The sequence below is a fragment of the Micromonospora salmantinae genome, assembly GCF_022230905.1.
Classification (GTDB): domain Bacteria; phylum Actinomycetota; class Actinomycetes; order Mycobacteriales; family Micromonosporaceae; genus Micromonospora; species Micromonospora salmantinae.
In genome coordinates this window covers 33,594-53,513 of record NZ_JAKKFG010000012.1, presented here as the reverse complement: position 1 = coordinate 53,513, position 19,920 = coordinate 33,594, and the positions used below count along the sequence as shown (strand labels likewise).

The following is a 19,920-nucleotide window of genomic DNA, read 5'->3' as shown; positions in this document are numbered from 1 at the left end:
CCGACGGTCGGGTCGAAACCCTTCGTCGTAGTCGTAAGGTTCTCGGATGCAAGGTCAACCTGTGCACCCCGGCCTCAGCGACCGTGGTTCCCCGTGGCCGGTGGTCGCGGCCGTGCTGGCCGGCTGCTGGACGGTTGCGGTCACAGTGGGCACCCAGACCGGTGGTTGGCTCACCGATCAGGTGCTGCTGGGCTTCGGGCGGGACCGGCTCGGCTGGCTCTGGCCGGTGCTCGGCCTGGCCACCGTCGTACTGGCCGGCACGCCCGCCCTGCTGCTGGCCCTCCTGCCCCGGTCGGGCGCGGTCCGGGCCACCGGGCGGGCCTGGTTGATCGGGGCACTCGCCCTCGGCGTGCTCACACTGCTGCGGGCCGTGCCGCCGGTGCACCACGAGGCGTACCTCGCCGCGCTGGCCGGCGCCGCGTTGCTCGGTGCCCTCGCCGTGCGCTGGTCGGCGCGCCGGTGGGCGTACCCCGGGCTGGTTGGCTCGGTCGGCGGCCCGGCACCCACCGGAAACGGCGACGCCACCCCGCCCGAGGCCAGCGCAGACGGCGACGCCACCCCGCCCGAGGCCACCGGGAACGGCGACGCCGCGCGGCCCGAGGCCACCGGGAGCGCGGAGCCGGTCGGACGGCGCGTTCGCCGACCCGGCCCGGTGCCGCTGCTCGCGGTCGCCGCCGGGTTGGCGCTGCTGCTGCCGTGGGCCTGGCTGGGCGCGCTCGGCGGCCTCCTGGAGACCGCGCTCGCGGTGCTGGCGGCCGCCGCGCTCGGGGTGCTGGCCGCGACTCTGCTGGACACCCCCTTCTGGGCCCAGTTCGCGGTCGGGCGACCGCCTCGGCCGGCTCGGCTGGTGCTGGTCGGCGGCCTGGTCGCCGGGGTGACGCTGCTGCTGCTCGCGGCCGGGACCGGCCAGTCCGGCGCGCAGTTGCCCGCGCTGCTGACAGTGCCGCCGGTGGGTTTCGCGCTGGCCGCGCTCTGGGCCGCGACCTGGCGGCCCGCTGCCGACCCGGCCGGCTCCGACCCGGCCACCTCCGATCCGGCCGCCGCCACCCGCGCCGGCCGAGCGGCGACCGGCTGGCTCGTGGGCCTGGCCGCGCTCGGCCCGCTGGCCTTCACCGACCCGGAAGAGATCAGCCTGCTGCTGGTCGGCACCCGGGACATCCCGTTCTGGGTGGCGGCCGCCGCCGGCGTCGGGCTCGCCGTCGCGGTACTGGTCGCCATCGGGTACGCGGTGCTGCTCGCCCGGCCGACGGCACGCCCCCCGAGCAGGCGGGTCGCCGCGGTGGCGGCCGTGGTGCTGCTGGTGGCGGTCGGGGCGGTCGACCTCGGCCCCGGCCAGCCGGGCCTGCACGGCGAGCGGCTGTTCGTGGTGCTGCGTACGCAGGCCGACCTGAGCGATCTTCCGGCCGCCGCGCCGGGTCGGGCCGGGCGGGACGCTCGCGCGGCCGAGGTCTACCGGCGGCTGGTGACGACCGCCGAGCAGAGCCAGGGCGACCTGCTGCGGGGGTTGAACCGGCTGCGCCTCGACCCGGTGTCGTACTACCTGGTCAACGCGGTCGAGGTGGACGGCGGCCCGGCGGTGCGGGCCTGGCTCGCCCGCCGACCGGAGGTGGCGCGGGTGCTGGTCAGCCAGCGCTTGCGACCGCTGCCGGCACCGGCCGGGCAGAACCGGGGCACCCTGCCCAAGCCCACCGGCCCGGAGTGGAACATCCGCCAGATCGGCGCCGACCGGGTGTGGTCCCAACTCCGGGTCACCGGCACGGGCATCGTGGTCGGCAGCTCCGACTCGGGGGTGGACGGCGCCCATCCGGCGCTACGAGCCGGGTTCCGTGGTGGGGACGACTCCTGGTACGACCCGTGGGACGACACCCGGAGCCCGACCGACCAGGGCGGGCACGGCACCCACACGGTGGGCAGCGCGGTCGGGCGGGACGGCATCGGGGTGGCGCCGGACGCGCAGTGGGTGGGCTGCGTCAATCTGGACCGCAACCTGGGCAGCCCCGCGCACTACCTGGACTGTCTCCAGTTCATGTTGGCGCCCTTCCCGGCCGGCGGCGACCCGTTCACCGACGGCCGTCCGGAGCGCGCCCCGCAGGTGCTGACCAACTCGTGGGGCTGCCCGCCCATCGAGGGTTGCGACCAGCGCGTTCTGCGGCCGGCCACCGCCGCCCTCGACGCCGCCGGGATCTTCGTGGTCGCCGCGGCCGGCAACACCGGCCCCTGGTGCGCGTCGATCGACGATCCGCCCGCCCCGTACCCGGACGTGCTGACAGTGGGCGCGGTGGACGCCCAGCGGCGGGTCGCCGAGTTCTCCTCGCGCGGGCCGGCGCCGGGCGGCTCGGGTAAACCGGACGTGCTGGCACCGGGGGTGAAGGTGGTGTCGGCCATGCCGGGCGGCACGTACGCCGCCCTGGACGGCACGTCGATGGCAACCCCACAGGTGGCCGGGGTGGTCGCGCTGATGTGGTCGGCGAACCCGGCGCTGGTCGGTGACGTGACCCGGACCCGGCAGATCCTTCGGGACACCGCCACGGCGGCGACGCCCACCTATCGCTCCGACAGCCCCTCCGACGCCTGCGGTGCCCCGTCGAACGTCACCGGCGCCGGCCAGGTCGACGCCTACGCCGCCGTTCGCGCCGCCCAGCAATAGGCAGGTTTCCTTCCTGAGGTGCTGAGCCGAGGGTGCGGCCCGACAGCCGGTGATCTAGGGTCGGCGACCATGGACGCCGAGATCACCGTCACCGAGCTGACCGCCGACCTGGTCACCAGCGTCGTACAGCTCTGCCAGCAGGCTCTCGACCTGCCCGAGGACGCCGCCGAGGCGGCTGCCATCGTGGACGTGCTCTGGACCCGGGCCACCGCCGACCGGCCGGTGGTCGGGCTGGGCGCGTACCGAGGTGCGGACCTGGTGGGGGTGCTGATCTGTTCGGTGTCGTCGACCGAGCCGGGGATCGGGCACGTGGACCTGGTCGCGGTCCTTGCGGATCAGCGGCGTCGGGGCGTCGGCCGGGCGCTGCTCCAGCGGGCCGAACGGGTGCTCGCCGAGCGCGGGGCGACCGAGGTGCTGCTGGCCGGAAACCCGCCGTACTACGCGTGGCCGGGAATCGACGTCCGCTACACGCCGGCGGTCTGCGCCGCCCTCGCGCTCGGCTACCAGCAGGACCGGACCGCCTGGAACATGACAGCGGACCTGTCGTACGACGGGTCGCCGGCACTGCGCTCCACCGAGGCGGCGGAGCGGCGACTGGCCGATCAGGGCGTCACGGTACGCCGGGCGGAGCCGGCGGACCTGCCGGCGCTGATCGCGTTCGCCCGGTCCACCTTCGGCGGAACGTGGGACGGCGAGCTGGCCGGGTCGGTGGGACGCGCCGACGCCGGTTGCCACCTGGCGGAGCGGGACGGCGAGGTGCTCGGCTTCGCCGCGTACGGGTCGTCGCGGCCGAGTTGGTTCGGGCCGATGGGCACCGCGCCGGCCGCAGAGGGCTCGGGCATCGGTGGGGTGCTGTTGCGACGCTGCCTGCGCGACCAGCGGGCGGCGGGGCTGGACCGGGCACAGATCGGCTGGGTGGGACCGGTGCCGTTCTATTCGGGCAGCGCGGGGGCGTGGATCGAACGGGTCTTCTTCCTGTACCGGCGAACCCTGTCCAGGGGATAAACAGGGCAAACAGGACATGGATCCATTCGCCCGCATCGGCCCATCGACGCCCCCTACCGTTTCGGTAGAGGAGGCAGCCATGACCACGGATGACAACCAGACCGAGGACGGCCCGCCGATCACCTGGAAACCGGTCGGTGAACTCCCCGGCCAACTGCCGTTCGACAGGCTCGACTACGGCGACGCCGAGCAACTGGCCGAGATGACCACCGACGGCGAGCCGTCGGTGGCCGAGGAACCGCAGGAGATGGTGGACGCGCCGATCAAACTGCCTCCGCCGTACAACCGGGCGCAGAAGCGGCGCAACCAGCGCCCACTACCGACCTGACGACGAACGGGGCGGACCGCGTCAGCGGCCCGCCCCGTTCGGTGTCGAAACTGGACTCAGAAGTCCATGTCCCCGCCACCCGGGCCAGCCGGGGCAGCCGGGTTCTTCTCCGGCTTGTCCGCGACAACGGCCTCAGTGGTGAGGAAGAGCGCCGCGATGGAAGCGGCGTTCTGCAGCGCCGAGCGCGTCACCTTGGCCGGGTCGATGATGCCCGCGGCCAGCAGGTCGACGTACTCGCCGTTGGCGGCGTTCAGACCGTGACCCGCTTCGAGGTTACGGACCTTCTCCACCACGACGCCGCCCTCAAGGCCGGCGTTGACGGCGATCTGCCGCAGCGGGGCGTCCAGCGCGACCTTGACGATGTTCGCGCCGGTCGCCTCGTCGCCGACCAGGTCGAGCTTGTCGAAGGCGGTCTTGCCGGCCTGTACCAGCGCGACGCCACCACCCGGGACGATGCCCTCCTCGACGGCGGCCTTCGCGTTGCGAACGGCGTCCTCGATACGGTGCTTGCGCTCCTTGAGCTCGACCTCGGTGGCCGCGCCGACCTTGATCACCGCAACGCCGCCGGCCAGCTTGGCCAGCCGCTCCTGCAGCTTCTCCCGGTCGTAGTCGGAGTCGCTCTTGTCGATCTCGGCCCGGATCTGGTTGACCCGGCCCTGGATCTGCTCGGCGTCACCGGCACCGTCGACGATGGTGGTCTCGTCCTTGGTCACCACGACCTTGCGGGCGCGGCCCAGCATGTCGAGGCTGGCGGCGTCGAGCTTGAGGCCGACCTCCTCGCTGATGACCTGACCACCGGCGAGGATGGCGATGTCGGTCAGCATGGCCTTGCGGCGGTCACCGAAGCCCGGCGCCTTGACGGCGACCGACTTGAAGGTGCCACGGACCTTGTTGACCACCAGGGTGGCGAGGGCCTCGCCCTCCAGGTCCTCGGCGATGATCAGCAGCGGCTTGCCCGACTGCATGACCTTCTCCAGGATCGGGAGCAGGTCCTTCACCGACGAGATCTTGCTGTTGGCGATCAGGATGTACGGGTCGTCGAAGACGGCCTCCATACGCTCCGGGTCGGTCATGAAGTAGGCCGAGATGTAGCCCTTGTCGAAGCGCATACCCTCGGTGAGCTCCAGCTCCAGCCCGAAGGTGTTGCTCTCCTCGACGGTGATGACGCCTTCCTTGCCGACCTTGTCCATCGCCTCGGCGATGATCTCGCCGACGGTGCTGTCGCCAGCGGAGATGGAGGCGGTGGAGGCGATCTGCTCCTTGGTCTCGACGTCCTTGGCGAGCTTGGACAGCTCCTCCGAGACGCTCAGGACCGCGGCCTCGATGCCCCGCTTCAGGGCCATCGGGTTGGCGCCAGCGGCCACGTTGCGCAGGCCCTCGCGAACCAGGGCCTGGGCCAGGACGGTCGCCGTCGTCGTGCCGTCACCGGCAACGTCGTCGGTCTTCTTGGCGACCTCCTTGACCAGCTCAGCGCCGATCTTCTCGTACGGGTCCTCGAGCTCGATCTCCTTGGCGATGCTCACACCATCGTTGGTGATGGTGGGGGCACCCCACTTCTTCTCGAGCACGACGTTGCGGCCCTTGGGGCCGAGGGTCACCTTTACGGCGTCGGCGAGCTGGTTCATGCCCCGCTCGAGGCCGCGGCGCGCCTCTTCGTCGAACGCGATCATCTTGGCCATACGGCGTTGTCCTCCTGGACACTCACGGGCCACCCGAGATGTGTGCCCCGGATGGGCCGCCTGGTGTACGCACCTTGGGACGTCGCCACCTGGCGACGACGACGTCCTTCGGCCGGGCCGGATAGCCCGCGACGACCGGCCATGTGCCGCCCCGGCGTCTCCACGCCGGTGCAACCTGGCCCCACCGTCCCGACCATTGGCACTCACGGTATGCGAGTGCCAATGACTTGTTTAGCACTCTCACCTGCCGAGTGCAAGCACGATGCCGCCGCTCAGCCGAGTTCCGCAGCCAGTCCAGCGCTGTTCACCGGCGCCTCATGGGCACGCTGCTCGGCGTACGTCACCAGCAGACCGATCATCTGCGCGAGGTGAGCCGGCAGGGCCAGCACGGCGGTGATCCCGATCACCACCACCGCCCCGGCGGCGGTGCCGGCCGAGGAGAACGGGTCCGTTCCGAGCGGGGAGGTGCCGATTCCTTCCAGGGCACCGGGGATCAGGGTGCCGACGATCACCGCCGCGGCCACCAGGGCCACCCGTCCGAGCAGCAGGCCGAGCCGGTCGTGGAACATCCGGAACGATCGACCGATCGGGTTGTGCCGTTCGAAGAGATAGACCGGACCGGCCATGCTCAGCGCGAAGGCCAGGTAGATGCCCGGCAGCACGCAAAAACAGACACCGACGCCGATGAGCAGACTGACCAACAGGGTCCAGCCCCACAGCCCGAGTGCCCGACGCAGGCCGTAGCGCAGCGCGGCCTCCAGGCTGGCCGGCTGACCGGCCGCCTGCTTGGTGATCACCCAGGTGCCGGCGGCCCAGCCGACGGCCTGCACCAACCCGACCACCACGCTGCCGCCGACCAGCAGGACCAGGAGGCTCAGCAGTTCGGCGGCGAAATTGTCCGGCAGCGCGGGGGTCGACGTCGATTCGGCCTGGGCGGCCCACTTCGCCGACGGGTCCAGCCCGAGGGAGACCACCGAGAGCACCGCCGCCGGCAGCACCTGGGTGAGCAGCATGATCGGCACCAACTGCCGCCAGCCCCGGCGCAGCGCTCCCCCGCACCGGTTGAACCAGCCGCCGATACCGGCGCCGGGCGGCGTGACCAGGGCGTCGTTCGGGTCGAACCCGTGACCCGGCGGGTACCAGCCGACCGGCGGCCCCGGGTACCACGGCTGCCCGCCGTAGGGACCCGACCCGGGCGGGTAGCCCCCGGTGGGCGGGAACGCCCAGCCCTGCTGTGGCGGGGCCGCACCCCAGGAACCCTGCGCGGGATCCCAGCCGGGCGGCGGACCGGCCGGGCCGGGGCCGCCGGCGGGCGAGGACGGATCGGACGGGTCCGGCTCCCCCGACCCGGAGGACGGAGTGGGCGGGGGTGGCTGGTCGGTCATGAACGCTCCTCAAATCGGCTGGAACGGTTCACGATCTTCCCGGCTGTGCGCCCCTGCCGCAGCCCCGACTCACGGGGCCGATCGGCCAGGAGTTCAGCCGATGACGCGTACGTGCTCCGCCTGTGGGCCCTTCTGGCCCTGGGTGATCTCGAACTCGACCCGCTGACCGTCGTCCAGCGCCTTGTAACCGTCCATCTCGATCGCGGAGAAGTGGACGAACACGTCCTGACCGCCGTCGACGGCGATGAAGCCGTAGCCCTTTTCGGCGTTGAACCACTTCACGGAGCCCTGTGCCACGGTGCACTTCCCTCACTCTGCGCGGCGTTGCCTGACTCGGCGCACGGCACGGCCGGACGCCCCGGACCACCGACTCAGCGATCGATGACCGCCATTGAAGCAGGTGACCGAAATCGCACGCTACACGAGGAGTGACGGAGGCGCACGGCCACAAATCCGACAGACATCGGGGCGTCCCGACCGCGCTGATCGGCCGGGTTCCCGAGCCACCGGATTCGCCAGCGTCATTTGCGAATGGAGGGGAGGGCCGCAGGGCGGGCCCCGAGATGACGGCGATCGGGCCCAGCTCGCGAAACGCCATCCCCGCCCTGTGGTAGGCATGCGGACATGACCACCGACATGGGCTCGCCGGCCCTGCGGCTCGCGGAGATCCGCCGGGTCCGGCCGGAGGACGCCGCCCGGATGCGGGCGCTGCGCCTGGAGATGCTGGCCGACGCGCCGTTGGCCTTCCTGGAGACCCTGGCGGACGCTGCGGCCCGACCGCACAACGAGTTCGCCGCCCGGGTCGCGTACACCTCGGTCGGTGTCGGTAACGCGCAGTTCGTCGCCGATCCGGGCGGCCGGTTGGTCGGGCACGCCGGTGGTACGACCCACCCGAACGAGCCGGGGCTGACCGTGATCTACGCCGTGTACGTCACGCCGACCTGGCGCGGCAGTGGCCTGCTCGGCGAGCTGATCGACGGGGTGGCCGCCTGGTCGCGAGCCTGTGGCCGACCGGAACTGCTGCTGGAGGTGGTGGTCGGCAACGACCGCGCCTACCGCGCCTACCAGCGCCTGGGCTTCAAGGACACCGGGGTACGAGTCCCCCACCCGAACATCCCAGCCCTAACCGAGCTACAAATGCGCAGACCCGCCTAGAACCAAGAACCATCCCACGGCAGAACCACTGAGCTGCCCCCAAAAAGCCGGCAGCGATGCCCCCACCGTGCCCACAAAGGGTTTCCGGGGCAGCCCGACCCGCGCAGGGATCAAGCCTGACCGCCCGAAACGGGGCGGGCTGCCCCGGAAACCCCCACCGCAACTAAAGATCAAACATGACGCCGCGACTGCACGATCCGGAACCGGTTCGCCACATAAGCCCCGTCGGTCAGCGCCGAGTTCGCCGCCGCGTTGGCCCCACTGCCGTGGAAGTCGGAGAACGCCGCCGACTGGTTGACGAAGACACCGCCGGTGAGGTTGCAGGACAGGTGCACCCCGACCTCGACCGCCACCGCCTCGGTCGCGTCCAGCACGGCCTCGTCCGTCGAGTAGACCCCGGCGGTGAGCGCGCCCTTCTCGCCGACCGTCCGGCGCAGCAGCTCCAGGCTGTGCGTGGTGGAGTCGGTGGCGATGGCGAACGAGATAGGCCCGAACCATTCCCGGCCGTACGTCTCCGCGTCGTCGGCGGTCAGCTTCACGATCGTCGGGGTACGCACCACCGCGTCGGCGTACGACGGGTGGGCCACGGCCCGCGACTCCAGCACCGGCTCGCCGACCTTGGTCACCTCGGCCAGCCGCTCCAGCACCCCGTCGTTGACGATGGCGCCGGTCAGCTCCACACCTCGGGCCGGGTCGGCGGTGAGCTTGCCGACCGCTGCGGCGATCCCGCCGGCCACCTCGTCGAAGCTCTTGTGCCCCTGGTCGGTCTCGATGCCCCCGGCCGGGATGAGGATGTTCTGGGAGGTGGTGCACATCTGCCCGCTGTAGAGGGTCAGCGTGAACCCGAGGTTGCGGCACATGCCGGCGAAGTCGTCGGTGGAGTCGATGACGACGGTGTTGAGGCCGGCCTTCTCGGTGTAGACCGATGCCTGCCGCGCGTGCGTCTCCAGCCAGTCGCCGTACTCGGTGGAGCCGGTGAAGTCGACGATCCGGATGGCGCGGTGCAGGGCCAGGTCGCTGGCGAGCTTCTCACCGGGGGCCTCGGCCGCCAGCATGATCAGGTTCGGGTCGAACCCGGCCTCGGCGAGCACCTCCCGGGCGTACTTCACGGTGATGGCCAGCGGCAGCACCGCGCGCGGGTGCGGCTTGACGATCACCGGGTTGCCGGTGACCAGCGAGGCGAACAGCCCGGGGTACGAGTTCCAGGTCGGGAAGGTGTTGCAGCCGATCACCAGCGCCACCCCACGCGGCACCACGTGGAACGTCTTGGTCATCCGCAGCGGGTCACCCTTGCCGGCGGCCTTCTCCCAGCCCGCCGTGCCCGGGTGTCGGGTCATCTCGGCGTACGCGTACGCCAGCGCTTCCAGCGCCCGGTCCAGCGCGTGCGCGCCACCAGCCTGAAAGGCCATCACGAACGCCTGCCCGCTGGTGAACTGCACAGCGTTGGCCAGCTCGAAGATGTTCTTGTGCAGCCGGTCGAGGATCTCCAGGCAGACGCCCACCCGGGCCTGCGGGCCGGCGTCGCGCCACGCCGGCAGCGCGGCGGAGGCGGCGTCGACCAGCTCACCGGGGCCGGCGTGCGGGTAACGCACCGCCAACTCCACCCCGAACGGGCTCGTCTCGGTGGCGACCCGAACGCCCGCGCCGGGCTGGCCGAGCGGGAAGTCCCCGCCGAGGTACGCCTCGAAGGCGGCCTTACCGTCGGCGGCGGCGGTCTCGCCGTACACCCGGGGGCTGGGGGATTCGGGATAGGCGGACCAGTAGCCCCGCTCCGTGATCGCGGTCAGCGCACGGTTGAGGGTGTCGGCGTGCCTGTCGTACAGGGGATGCGGGGTCTCCGTCATGCCCGCCATCATGCCTGAGTCCGGTCCGCGAGCAGTAGCGCGAATGCCCGACAGCGGCGCATGCCTGAGGAGCCACCGTGGGCTGTAGCGCCGATACCTGTCAGAGGGTGAGCTGCCAGTCGGTCCAGCAGTCCACCGGGCGGAAGCCGAGCTGTTCGTTGATCGACACCATGTAACTGTTGCTGGCCGCGTTGAAGGTGTCGATCACCTGTACCGCCGACTCGTGGGTGAGCAGGTGGTGCAGGTTCTCCGCCTTGGCGATGAGGCCGAGCCGGTGCCCACGGTGGGCCGGGTCGACGATGGTGATCTGCTGGAACGCGTGCCAGTCGGCGGAGGCGCCCACGTCCAGCAGCGTCCAGGCGACCAGCCGACCGGACGCCTCGTGCCGCATCCCGAGGTGGTAGCGCCGCCGGCCCCGGGCGTCCAGCGCCCGCTCGTTGCCGCGGATCCGTTCGGCGTCCACCTGCTCCGGCTCCCACTGCACGTCGCCCATGGGCGCGTCCATCAGCAACCGGCCGTCGAGGTAGGCGATGTCCGCCACGTACTCCTGCGGGGTGGAGCCCTGCCAGCAGACGGAGTGATAGCCCTCGGCTCGCGGTCGGGCCTCGGCGAGCGCGGCCCGCAGAGCGACCCGGTCGATCTCGCCGACGTCGAGCCGGCGACGCACCTCGGTGAGGGCTGGTTGAGCGCCGGAAGCGGCAGCGAACGCGTCACCGGCCACGCTTCGGGCCGGCCCGCCGGGCAGCGCGGAGACGGCCATCGCCACCACCCGCTTGCGGCCGTGCTCGCGGAGCAGGCGCAGCCCGTACTCGTGCAGGGCCCGGCCAACGCCCCGGCGCCGCTGCTGCGGATGCACCAGCAGCTCGACGGTGGCGTTGTCGGTGTTGTCGAGCTGCGGCAGGTCCAGTTGGAGGTAGCCGGCCGGCACGCCGTCCAGTCGGGCCAGCGCCCAGAGCGACCGGGTGCCGGGCATCGGCGTGTGGAACAACGCGTCGAAGCGGCGCCGGCAGAAGGGCGGGAAGTCCGGGAGATCGGCGTCGTTGGCCGCCGACCCGATCCGGTACGCCTCGTCGACCGAGGTGCGGTCGGCGCCGTCGAACGACGCGATGGTGATGCTCATGCCGGTGAGCCTGCACCGTACAAAAGCGATCGGGCCAGCGAATTACTCGCTGGCCCGATCGAACGTTGGTCGGGAGGGACACTCGCACAACGCCTCCGGCGTTGGGTCGCAAGAACTTCAAAAGTCTTCGGCGAAATGCCCTCCCGCACGGAGCATCTTGCGCCGTCCGGTTCCTGCCGTCAAGTCCGTAGCGGCAGGTTTTCCACACTCACAGCGAAAACCCAGTTACCGACTGATCGACTCGGCCACGGCTCCGAGCGAGCCCGTCAGCCCAGGAGGCCGGCGTCGCGGGCGGCGCGCAGCGAGGGCTTGATGTGGTGGGTCGGACCGACCTGGCCGGCCACCGCATCGATGGTCTTCAGACCCTCGCCGGTGTTGAACACGACGGTCTCGGCCGTCGGGTCGAGCCGACCGGACTCGACCAGCTTGCGCAGCACGGCCACTGTGACCCCACCAGCGGTTTCGGCGAAGACCCCGGTGGTACGGGCCAGATCGCGGATGCCCGCGCGGATCTCGTCGTCGTCGGCGTACTCCATCCAGCCGCCGGTGCGGCGGACCGCCTCCAGGGCGTAGAGGCCGGCCGCCGGGTCGCCGATGTTGAGCGATTTGGCGATGCCGGTGGGCTTGACCGGAACGATCGTGTCGGTCTCGGCGTGCAGGGCGACGGCGATCGGGTTGCAGCCGGCGGACTGCGCGCCGAAGACCTTCCAGCCGTCGGCGGGCGCCTCGACCAGGCCGATCTCCACCAGCTCGGAGAACGCCTTGTCAATCTTGGTGAGCAGCTCGCCGCTGGCCATCGGGATGACCACCTGCGCCGGGATCCGCCAGCCGAGCTGCTCGGCCACCTCGTAGCCGAGGGTCTTGGAGCCCTCCGCGTAGTACGGCCGGACGTTCACGTTGACGAACGCGGTGTCCTCGAATTCGTCGGTCTCCACCAGCTCGCCGCAGAGCCTATTGACATCGTCGTACGAGCCGTCGATGGCGACCAGTTCGCCGCCGTAGACGGCGGTGGTGATGACCTTGCCCTGCTCCAGGTCGCTGGGGATGAAGACCACCGAGGGCGCCCCGGCGCGGGCCGCGTGGGCGGCCACCGAGTTGGCCAGGTTGCCGGTCGACGCGCAGGCGAACCGGCTGAAGCCGAGTGCCTTGGCGGCGGTGAGCGCCACCGAGACGACCCGGTCCTTGAACGAGTGGGTGGGGTTGGCGCTGTCGTCCTTGACCCAGAGCGGCGCGGTGATGCCCAGTTCGGCGGCGAGGTGCGGGGCCGCCACCAGCGGGGTCAGCCCCGGGTCGAGGGTGACCCGGCTGGCCGGGTCCTGGCCGGCGGGGAGCAGGGCGGCGTACCGCCAGATGTTGTTCGGGCCGGCCTCGATCTGCTCGCGGGTGACGGCGGCCAGTGCCGCGGTGTCGTAGTCGACCTCCAGCGGGCCGAAACACTCGTAACAGGCGTGCTGGGCGGCGAGCGGGTAGCGGGCCGAGCAGGCACGGCAGACCAGGGCGCGGGCGGGGCTGGCGGAGGTGTCGATGCCGGAGGCGACGAGCGTCGACGTCATGTCGAGAGTCCTCTCATCTTTCCCCGCATCGCACGGTGCGGCGGGGACGGAATTGGCACCTGCCCCGCGGGTCGCTCAGCGGTGAGCGCGCAGGGTGGTTGCCGGGGCGTCGTCGGGCCGTATCCCTCAGCCCCTCTGGATGAGGTATTCAGTTGTGCCGTCGAGTCTAGGACAACGCTGTCGGTCGCTGCTAGCGCTGATCCCAGGTAGTGGGTCAGCGGGCGCTCACCGCCAGCGGGTCGGTCACCGCGATCGGGTCCGTCACCGCGCTCGGTCGGGGCAGCGACTCGGTCCGGGGCCGGGCCGCGAGGTTCGCGGCGATCAGGGCGGCGATCGTGATGGCCGCCCCGACCAGTTCCACCGGCTCCGGGCGGTAGCCGCGAGCGATCTGCACCGCGAAGGTGGTCACCGGGACCAGGTTCATGAACAGCGCGGCGTTGGCGGCGCCGAGTCGCTGCACGCCGGTGTTCCACGCCAGGACCGCGATCACGGCACCCACCAGGACGGCGTACGCCAGTTGCGGGGCGACCGCCACGAGGTCGGCGGCGGCCGGCGCGTGCTGCCAGCCGACGGCGTCGGCCCCGACGCTCAGGACGAGCATGGCGGCCGTGCCGGCGAGCGCGGTCAGTGTGGTGAAGCGCAGCGGTGACCACTCGCCGAACCGGCTGGCGCCGTGGGTGTAGATGCCCCAGCCCAGCACCGCGCCGATCATCATGAGCCCGCCGAGGCCGAACTGGCCGAGCCCGGCCAGGCTGCCGCGCGTGATCACCAGACCGACGCCGAGGAGCGCCACCAGGGAGAGGGCCAGCAGCAGCGGCTTCGGGCGTACGCCGTCACGGGCCCAGCGGACCAACTGGGTGATCACCGGAGTGGTGGCCACGAATAGGGAGATCTGCTGCGGGGCGGCGTGTTCGAGCGCCAGGTTGGTGAGCAGGTTGAAGCCCGCGAAGCCGACCACTCCGAGCACCACCACCTCCAGCGCGCGGCCACCGTGCCGGAGCGCGCCGGCACCCTCGCGGAGCAGCAGGATGGCGACCAGGACGACGGCGGCCAGCAGGTAGCGCGCGGTGGTCAGGTTGAGCGGGTCGACCCGGTCGAGCGCGCTGGCCAGGATCGGAAACATCACGCCCCAGCCGAGCACGGCGACCAGTGGGTACGCGGTGGCGCGGGATCGCATCGGCAACTCCAATGTTCGAGTATCGTCGAACCAACGACACCGACCATAGGGCGTCGTTCGATAGTTGTCGAACAAGGGTTACACTGGTCACATGGAGCCGCACGAGCCCGACCTGACCGCCGTACCGGTCACCAACGTGTTGGCCGCACTCGCCGACGACGTGCGGCTACAGATCGTCCGGGCGCTCGCCGAGGGCGGCGAGTCCGCCTGCGGCAGTTTCGACTTCGGCGTCTCCAAGGCGACCCGCAGCCACCACCTCAGGGTGCTGCGCGAGGCGGGCCTGACCCGGACCCGGGCGGCCGGCACCAGCCGACTGGTCCGGCTGCGCCGGGACGAGCTGGACAAGCTCTACCCGGGCCTGCTGGACGCGGTCCTCACCCAGCGCCCGCCGGCCTGACCTCGCCCCACCCTGGCCCACATCGGCCCGTCCGGCCGCCGCCAGACACGGCGGCGGGGGGCGGGTCGGACCTGCCCCAGGCGCTCGCTTTGGAGCTGAGTCGTCTGCGACATCAGCGAAGAGGTGCGGCCCGACGGGGCACCTCACCCGGCGCGCCGCCGAAGCCGCCTCGTCGAGGCTTCGGCGACGCGTGGTTCGGGTGCGATCAGACGGACACCGCGTCGGGCTCGGCCGCCGAAGCCGGTGCCGAGGGGGTGTGGGTGCGACGCCGGGTGAGCAGCGTGTCGAGTGCCCAGGCGCCCGGGCCGAGAGCCGCGACCAGCAGGAATGCCCAGCAGAAGAGCGCTGCCCGCTCGCCTCCGTTGTGCAGCGGCAGCAGCGCATCCGGCTGGTGCACCACGAAGTAGGCGTACGCCATCGAGCCGGAGGCGAGCAGCGCGGCGGGCCGGGCGAAGAGCCCGACCAGCACCAGTACGCCGCAGACCAACTGGATCAAGGCAGCCCACCAGCCCGGCCAGGTGCCGAGCGGGACCGCCTTGCCAGTCATCGGGTTGCCGCCGAACAACCCGAACACCGAGGACAGGCCGTGCAACGTGAACAGCAGGCCGATCACGATGCGGAACAGGGACAGGGTCGGCCCGCCGAGCCGAGAGACGTTCATGGCACCTCCATCGAGGAGAGTGAATGGGTCTCGTCGATCCTGAGGCATCAAGACATCGAATATCATAATTTCCTTGCTGGTGGGATAATCCCTCGTGAAAACGGTGTGAACGAGGCACCCCCACCCTCCCCCGGTGATGTCGCAGACGATTCAGCTCCAAAGGCGCACCAGGAGAGGTTCCCCACCAGTTCAGGTGGCGGCGCAGGGAGGGCCGGCGAGGCCGGGGCCGGGCGGCGGCGTGCTGCGCAAGTGGGCAAGGATCAACGGATGATCTCCCGCGACATGGCAGCACGGCGACGCATCACCGCGACGGTCGCGACAGCTCTCGCGCTCGGCGGCTGCACTCCCGGCGACCATCGGGGTCAGGGCGGGGACCCGAGCGGGCCGCCCCCCGGGTCGAGGGCGGAAGCAGGCCCGACCGCCAGCAGCGAGCCGCCGGCCGAGTGCCCGGCCCCCGGCGTCCGGATCCGGTCGACCGGCGGGGACGCCGCCATGGGCCTGCGCGCACTCGGCCTGGAACTGGTCAACTGCGGCGAGCACCCCTACCAGCTCAACGGGTACCCGGTGCTGCACGTGTTCGACGAAGCGCGCGAGCCGATCATGCTGCGGGTGGTCAACGGCGCCAAGGAGATCACCTCCGGCTTCGACCAACCACCCCGGCAGGTCACCCTCGCCGCCGGCGAGCGGGCCACCGCCGTGGTGCTCTGGCGCAACCTGGTCACCGACTCGACAGTGGTCGCCACCAACGGCGAGTTCCTGACTGTGGCGCCCGCCGCCGGGCAGCCGGCCGAGGAGGTCGACCCGGACGGGCCGATCGACCTCGGCAACACCGGCCGGATCGGCGTCAGCGCCTGGAAGAAGGCCGACCCGAGCAGCCCACCTACGACGTGATGTCCTTGCGGGTGAAGCGCCAGAACGCCAACCCCCAGAACAGCGTCGCGTAACTGATCGCCGAGATGCAGCCGCGCACCACGTCGTCGGTCTGCACCGGAGTCGACAGCAGGCCCAGCCAGGCGGTGCTGAAGTGGGTGGGCAGGAAGTCGCGCAGCGCGCCCAGGGCGGTGATCTGGTCCAGGATGCTGGACAGGATCCAGAGCAGAACCGCACCACCCACAGCACCCAGCGCGGCGTCCGTGATCACCGACAGCAGGAACGCCAGGCCGGCCACCACCAGCAGTACGACAGCCAGGTAGCCCAGCACGGCCAGCAACCGGAGCAACCCCTCGGTGGGTTCCAACTCGGCGGCGACGGTGCTGCGCAGCGGCGACCAGCCGTAGCGCAGGGTGCCGGCCAGCAACGCGGTGCCGGCCAACAGCAGCAGGGCCAGTCCCGAGTACGCGAGCGCGACCACCAGCTTCACAGTCAACAACCGCGCCCGGGGCACCGGGATCGCCAGCAGGTAGCGCAGGCTGCCCCAGCTCGCCTCGCTGGCCACCGTGTCGCCGCAGAACAGCGCGACGACCACCACCAGCAGGAACGACGCCGAGACGAAGATCGAGAACAGGGTGAAGTTGAGCCCGCCCGAGGTGGCCAGTTCGACCAGGCTGGCGAACTCGTTGCGACCGTTGTCGTCGTCGCCGCCCGAGTCGAACTGGAACGCGATCAGGATGATCAGCGGCAGCAGCACCATGAACCCGAGCGCCAACTGGGTCCGCCGCCGCGACGCCTGCCGGCGGAACTCCGCCACGAACGGCATGGTGGCCGACGGCCGGTAGCCACGGGCCTCACCCGCGTCAGTAACAGCCATCACCGGTCACCGCTTCCCCGAGAGTTCTCGCCCACCAGGGCGAGGAACGCGTCCTCCAGGCGCCGCCGAGGCACCACCCGGTCCACCCCGATGCCGGCGCGCACCAGCTCCGCCACCACCTCACTGCGGGCCGTGCCGTTGGTGTCGACCACCAGTTGGCCGTCGCTCTCCGGCAACACGCGGACCCCGTGCAGCCGGTCCAGCACCGCCCGCGCCGCCACCGGGTCGGTGACGTCGAAGAGCACGCTCGGCGACTCGCCCACGATCTCCTCCACCGGCCCGGACGCGACGATCCGGCCCTTGTTCACCACCACCGCGTGCGTGCACGTCTGCTCCACCTCGGCCAGCAGGTGACTGGAGACCAGCACCGCCCGGCCGTCCGTGGCGTACCGCTGGAGCACCCGGCGCATCTCGGCGATCTGCGGCGGGTCCAGCCCGTCGGTCGGCTCGTCCAACACCAGCAGTTCGGGAAGGCCGAGCATGGCCTGGGCGATGGCGAGCCGCTGACGCATCCCGTGGCTGTAGTTCTTGATCCTCCGGTGCACGGAGTCGCCAAGCCCGGCGATCTCCAGCGCCGCGTCGAACTGTGCGTCCTCCCACGGCCGCCCGGTGGCCCGCCAGTACGCCTTCAGATTGTCCAGACCCGACAGGTGCGGCAGGAAGCCCGGCCCCTCCACCAGCGCCCCGATCCGGGACAGCACCGGCGAGCCGGGCACCAGCCGACGACCGAAGACGTAGATCTCCCCGGCGGTCGGCTGGGTCAGCCCCATCAGCACCCGCAGGGTGGTGGTCTTGCCGGCGCCGTTCGGCCCGAGCAGACCCACTACCTGACCGGGGTGCACCTCGAAGTCCACGTTCGACACCGCGACGAAGCCGTCCGCGTACTCCTTGCGCAGCGCGCGCACGGCCAGCGGGGTGTCCGCGTACTCCGGGTGCACCGACCGGTCCTGGCGGCGGTGCCGGCGGCGAACCAGGGCGACGACCACGACGAGCCCGATCACGATGGCGGCGAGCAGGCCGGCGAGCACCCAGCGCCAGATCGTCGCCGCGGTGGGGATCGGCTCACCGCTGACAGTGGGCAGGCTGACCGCGCCGTCAGCGGCCACCGTGTAGACGGTCGGCGCGGCCGGCGTGGTGTACGCCTGGTCGGAGGTGGCCACCACCAGCCGCAGCCGGTGCCCGGCCTCCACCCGGCGGACGATCCCGGGCAGCGTCACTGTGACCGGGCGGGCGTCCTGCACCTGCTGCGGGAGGCCGGTGAGCCGGATCGGTGCGACCAGGCCGTTCGGCAGGGTGGCCGCGCCGTCCGGGTCGACGTCGTAGAGCTTGACGAAGAGCACCGCCTCGCCGGTCGGCGACGCGGCCCGCAGGGTGACGGTCGGCGCACCGGCCACGTCCACCGCCTCGGTCAGCGGGGTCGACTCGAACTGGGCGTGCTGGCCGGGCACGTCACCGGCCACGCCGTCCAGCAGCGAGGCGAGCCCGCCGGCGAACGGGATCGAGGAGATGGCGGCCGGGTTGCCGTTCGGCGGGTTCGCGATCGGCTGTGCCGGGCCGGCGACAGTCACCTCCCGACGGGCGTTGCCGGTGAGGCCCGGGTAGTCGGCGCGGCGGAAACCGGTGGCGACGAGACCCCGGTCGAGCGCGTCGAAGCCGGCGATCCGCGACCAGGTGAAGTCGTCGCCGGGCGCGTCGCCCTCGCCCTTGACGTAGTGGTCGAGCCACTGGACGGTCAGGAACTTCACCCGGTCGGAGTCCGAGCGGGGCCCGCTGCCACCGTCGTGGCCGCCGGTGAACCAGGCGACCCGTACCGGGGTGCCGGTGGCGGCGATGCCGCGCGCGTTCGCGTCGGCCTCACCGAGCGGGAAGAGGGTGTCCGCCTCGCCCTGCACCAGCAGGGTGGGGGCCTTGATCCGGTCCAGCACACCAGCCGGGCTGGAGCGGCGCAGCAGGTCCACGGCGGCCTGGTCGGCGCGGCCGGTGGTGGCGATCCGGAGGTACGCGGCGCAGACGTCGGCGGCGAACCGACCGCAGGACGGGTCGGCGGCACCGGTCGGGGCGCCACCGGGACCGGTGCCGGGGCCGGCGCCCGGCCCGGGGCTGGGCGGGCCGGCCGACGCCGGTGCGCCCTGCGGCTGGGCGGCGGTCGCGCCGGAGAGCCCGGCCGGGCCGGAGCCCACGTTGCCGCCCCCGCCGAAGAAGAGACCGGCCCAGCCCTTCTTGAACACGCCCTCGGTCGGCGCTCCGCCGGTGCTCTCCGGCAGGAACGCGCGGGACAGGTCGTTCCAAGTGATCATGGGCACGATCGCGTCGACCCGACGGTCCTGGGCGGCCAACAGCAACGCCAACCCACCGCCGTACGAGCCGCCGACCACACCGACCTTCGGGTCGCCGGCGGCGTCGGTGCGCACCTCCGGCCGCGCGGCCAGCCAGTCCAGCAGCCGCTCGGCGTCGCGTACCTCGTAGTCCGGGTTGTCCAGGTGGATCTCCCCGCCGCTGCGACCGAACCCCCGCGCGGTCCAGGTGAGCACCGCGTAGCCGCGCCCGGCGAACTCCTCCGCGTCGGAGCGCACCAACTCCTTCGTGCCGCCGAACCCGTGCGCCAGCAGCACCGCCGGCACCTTCCGACCGGACGAGGCGTCATCCGGCAGGTACAGGGTGGTGTCCAGGTTCACCGGCTGGTCACCGGACGGTCCGGAGCGGACGGTGAGCATCGCGCTCTCGGTGCGTACGCCCGGTCCCTGTGGCCACACCGCCCAGGTCACGGCGGCGGCCAACAGCACGACGACCACTGCGGCGGCGGTCGCGCGGCGGCGGGTGGGCAGGGCACGCCGGAACCACGCGGCCGGCGACGGCGATGTCATGCGGCACACGGTACGGCCCACAGCCTGAGCGTTCGCTGAGATCCGCCGTACGTCCGTCCGGTTGCCCCAATCGGTGCGCGATGGGGTGCGAGCGCGCAACGTCCGACGCGGCACAGTGAGTTGAGTTCGGATCCCGTGAATTCCGATCTTCCGCGGATATCCACATCGATCCCTCCATGTCACACCCACAGCGGACACAGAGCGTGCCGGTAACACGGACAAATGGTGACATGGCTCGAAGTGACGCGAACCTGACTCGCCGAGTGAGGTCTGACCAGGCAGGGGTTCGATTAGTTTTCCGGTCCGGTGCACGGGACTTGTCGGCCAGCCCGACGCCGCGCCGATCAGCGCCCCACGC

General features: G+C 71.7%; 16 protein-coding genes and 1 riboswitch. Of the genes, 6 read left to right on the top strand and 10 right to left on the bottom strand.

Going from position 1 to position 19,920, the window contains the following annotated elements:
* Positions 1–46 precede the first annotated feature (46 nt).
* From PSH03_RS10745 to PSH03_RS10735, 3 genes are all read left to right on the top strand, one after another.
* Positions 47–2,647, top strand: a complete 2,601-nt coding sequence (locus tag PSH03_RS10745; RefSeq protein WP_238689028.1) for a S8 family serine peptidase — start codon at positions 47–49, stop codon at positions 2,645–2,647.
* Between the two features lie 69 nt (positions 2,648–2,716).
* A complete protein-coding gene (locus PSH03_RS10740) occupies positions 2,717–3,652 on the top strand; it encodes a GNAT family N-acetyltransferase (RefSeq protein ID WP_210780914.1) in 936 nt (311 codons plus the stop codon).
* A gap of 79 nt (positions 3,653–3,731) precedes the next feature.
* Positions 3,732–3,980 (top strand): hypothetical protein, encoded by a 249-nt coding sequence (locus PSH03_RS10735; RefSeq protein ID WP_238689026.1) that lies wholly within the window; start codon positions 3,732–3,734, stop codon positions 3,978–3,980.
* A 56-nt stretch (positions 3,981–4,036) separates the two neighbouring features.
* Here the strand turns inward: PSH03_RS10735 and groL are convergent, their stop codons facing one another.
* The 3 genes from groL to PSH03_RS10720 all read right to left on the bottom strand — a co-directional run bounded on the left by groL (position 4,037) and on the right by PSH03_RS10720 (position 7,341).
* Positions 4,037–5,659, bottom strand: a complete 1,623-nt coding sequence (gene groL / locus PSH03_RS10730; protein WP_210780912.1) for a chaperonin GroEL — start codon at positions 5,657–5,659, stop codon at positions 4,037–4,039.
* A gap of 272 nt (positions 5,660–5,931) precedes the next feature.
* On the bottom strand, positions 5,932–7,044 hold the full coding sequence (locus PSH03_RS10725) for a DUF1373 domain-containing protein (RefSeq protein ID WP_238689024.1): 1,113 nt from the start codon (positions 7,042–7,044) through the stop codon (positions 5,932–5,934).
* 93 nt (positions 7,045–7,137) lie between these two features.
* Positions 7,138–7,341: a cold-shock protein gene (locus PSH03_RS10720; protein WP_091402914.1), complete on the bottom strand. Its 204-nt coding sequence runs from the start codon at positions 7,339–7,341 to the stop codon at positions 7,138–7,140.
* A 327-nt stretch (positions 7,342–7,668) separates the two neighbouring features.
* Between PSH03_RS10720 and PSH03_RS10715 the strand changes: the two genes are divergently transcribed.
* Positions 7,669–8,199 (top strand): GNAT family N-acetyltransferase, encoded by a 531-nt coding sequence (locus tag PSH03_RS10715; protein WP_238689023.1) that lies wholly within the window; start codon positions 7,669–7,671, stop codon positions 8,197–8,199.
* Positions 8,200–8,369: 170 nt separating this feature from the next.
* Here PSH03_RS10715 and paaN read toward each other — a convergent pair whose 3' ends face one another.
* The 4 genes from paaN to PSH03_RS10695 all read right to left on the bottom strand — a co-directional run bounded on the left by paaN (position 8,370) and on the right by PSH03_RS10695 (position 13,893).
* Entirely contained in the window at positions 8,370–10,043 is a 1,674-nt protein-coding gene (gene paaN / locus PSH03_RS10710; protein WP_238689021.1) for a phenylacetic acid degradation protein PaaN, read from the bottom strand.
* Between the two features lie 100 nt (positions 10,044–10,143).
* The gene (locus PSH03_RS10705) at positions 10,144–11,163 is read right to left on the bottom strand and encodes a GNAT family N-acetyltransferase (protein WP_238689020.1); all 1,020 of its coding nucleotides are present in this window, start codon (positions 11,161–11,163) and stop codon (positions 10,144–10,146) included.
* Between the two features lie 266 nt (positions 11,164–11,429).
* Positions 11,430–12,716, bottom strand: a complete 1,287-nt coding sequence (gene thrC / locus PSH03_RS10700) for a threonine synthase (protein ID WP_210780906.1) — start codon at positions 12,714–12,716, stop codon at positions 11,430–11,432.
* Between the two features lie 10 nt (positions 12,717–12,726).
* Positions 12,727–12,862: riboswitch (SAM riboswitch) on the bottom strand.
* 68 nt (positions 12,863–12,930) lie between these two features.
* Positions 12,931–13,893 (bottom strand): DMT family transporter, encoded by a 963-nt coding sequence (locus tag PSH03_RS10695; protein WP_238689019.1) that lies wholly within the window; start codon positions 13,891–13,893, stop codon positions 12,931–12,933.
* Positions 13,894–13,984: 91 nt separating this feature from the next.
* On the opposite strand from PSH03_RS10695, the gene PSH03_RS10690 reads away from it, so the two are divergent.
* A complete protein-coding gene (locus PSH03_RS10690; RefSeq protein WP_210780904.1) occupies positions 13,985–14,290 on the top strand; it encodes an ArsR/SmtB family transcription factor in 306 nt (101 codons plus the stop codon).
* A gap of 205 nt (positions 14,291–14,495) precedes the next feature.
* Here PSH03_RS10690 and PSH03_RS10685 read toward each other — a convergent pair whose 3' ends face one another.
* Positions 14,496–14,951 carry a DoxX family protein gene (locus tag PSH03_RS10685; protein ID WP_238689018.1) on the bottom strand — a complete coding sequence of 152 codons (456 nt, stop codon included), beginning with the start codon at positions 14,949–14,951 and terminating at the stop codon, positions 14,496–14,498.
* A gap of 267 nt (positions 14,952–15,218) precedes the next feature.
* On the opposite strand from PSH03_RS10685, the gene PSH03_RS10680 reads away from it, so the two are divergent.
* Entirely contained in the window at positions 15,219–15,842 is a 624-nt protein-coding gene (locus PSH03_RS10680) for a DUF4232 domain-containing protein (RefSeq protein WP_238689017.1), read from the top strand.
* On the opposite strand, the gene PSH03_RS10675 is transcribed toward PSH03_RS10680, so the two are convergent.
* On the bottom strand, positions 15,832–16,698 hold the full coding sequence (locus PSH03_RS10675; protein ID WP_210780901.1) for an ABC transporter permease: 867 nt from the start codon (positions 16,696–16,698) through the stop codon (positions 15,832–15,834). The two genes, PSH03_RS10680 and PSH03_RS10675, sit on opposite strands and share 11 nt — an antisense overlap.
* The gene (locus PSH03_RS10670) at positions 16,698–19,562 is read right to left on the bottom strand and encodes an alpha/beta fold hydrolase (protein ID WP_238689016.1); all 2,865 of its coding nucleotides are present in this window, start codon (positions 19,560–19,562) and stop codon (positions 16,698–16,700) included. The genes PSH03_RS10675 and PSH03_RS10670 overlap by 1 nt, the downstream gene beginning before the upstream one ends.
* Positions 19,563–19,920: the final 358 nt, after the last annotated feature.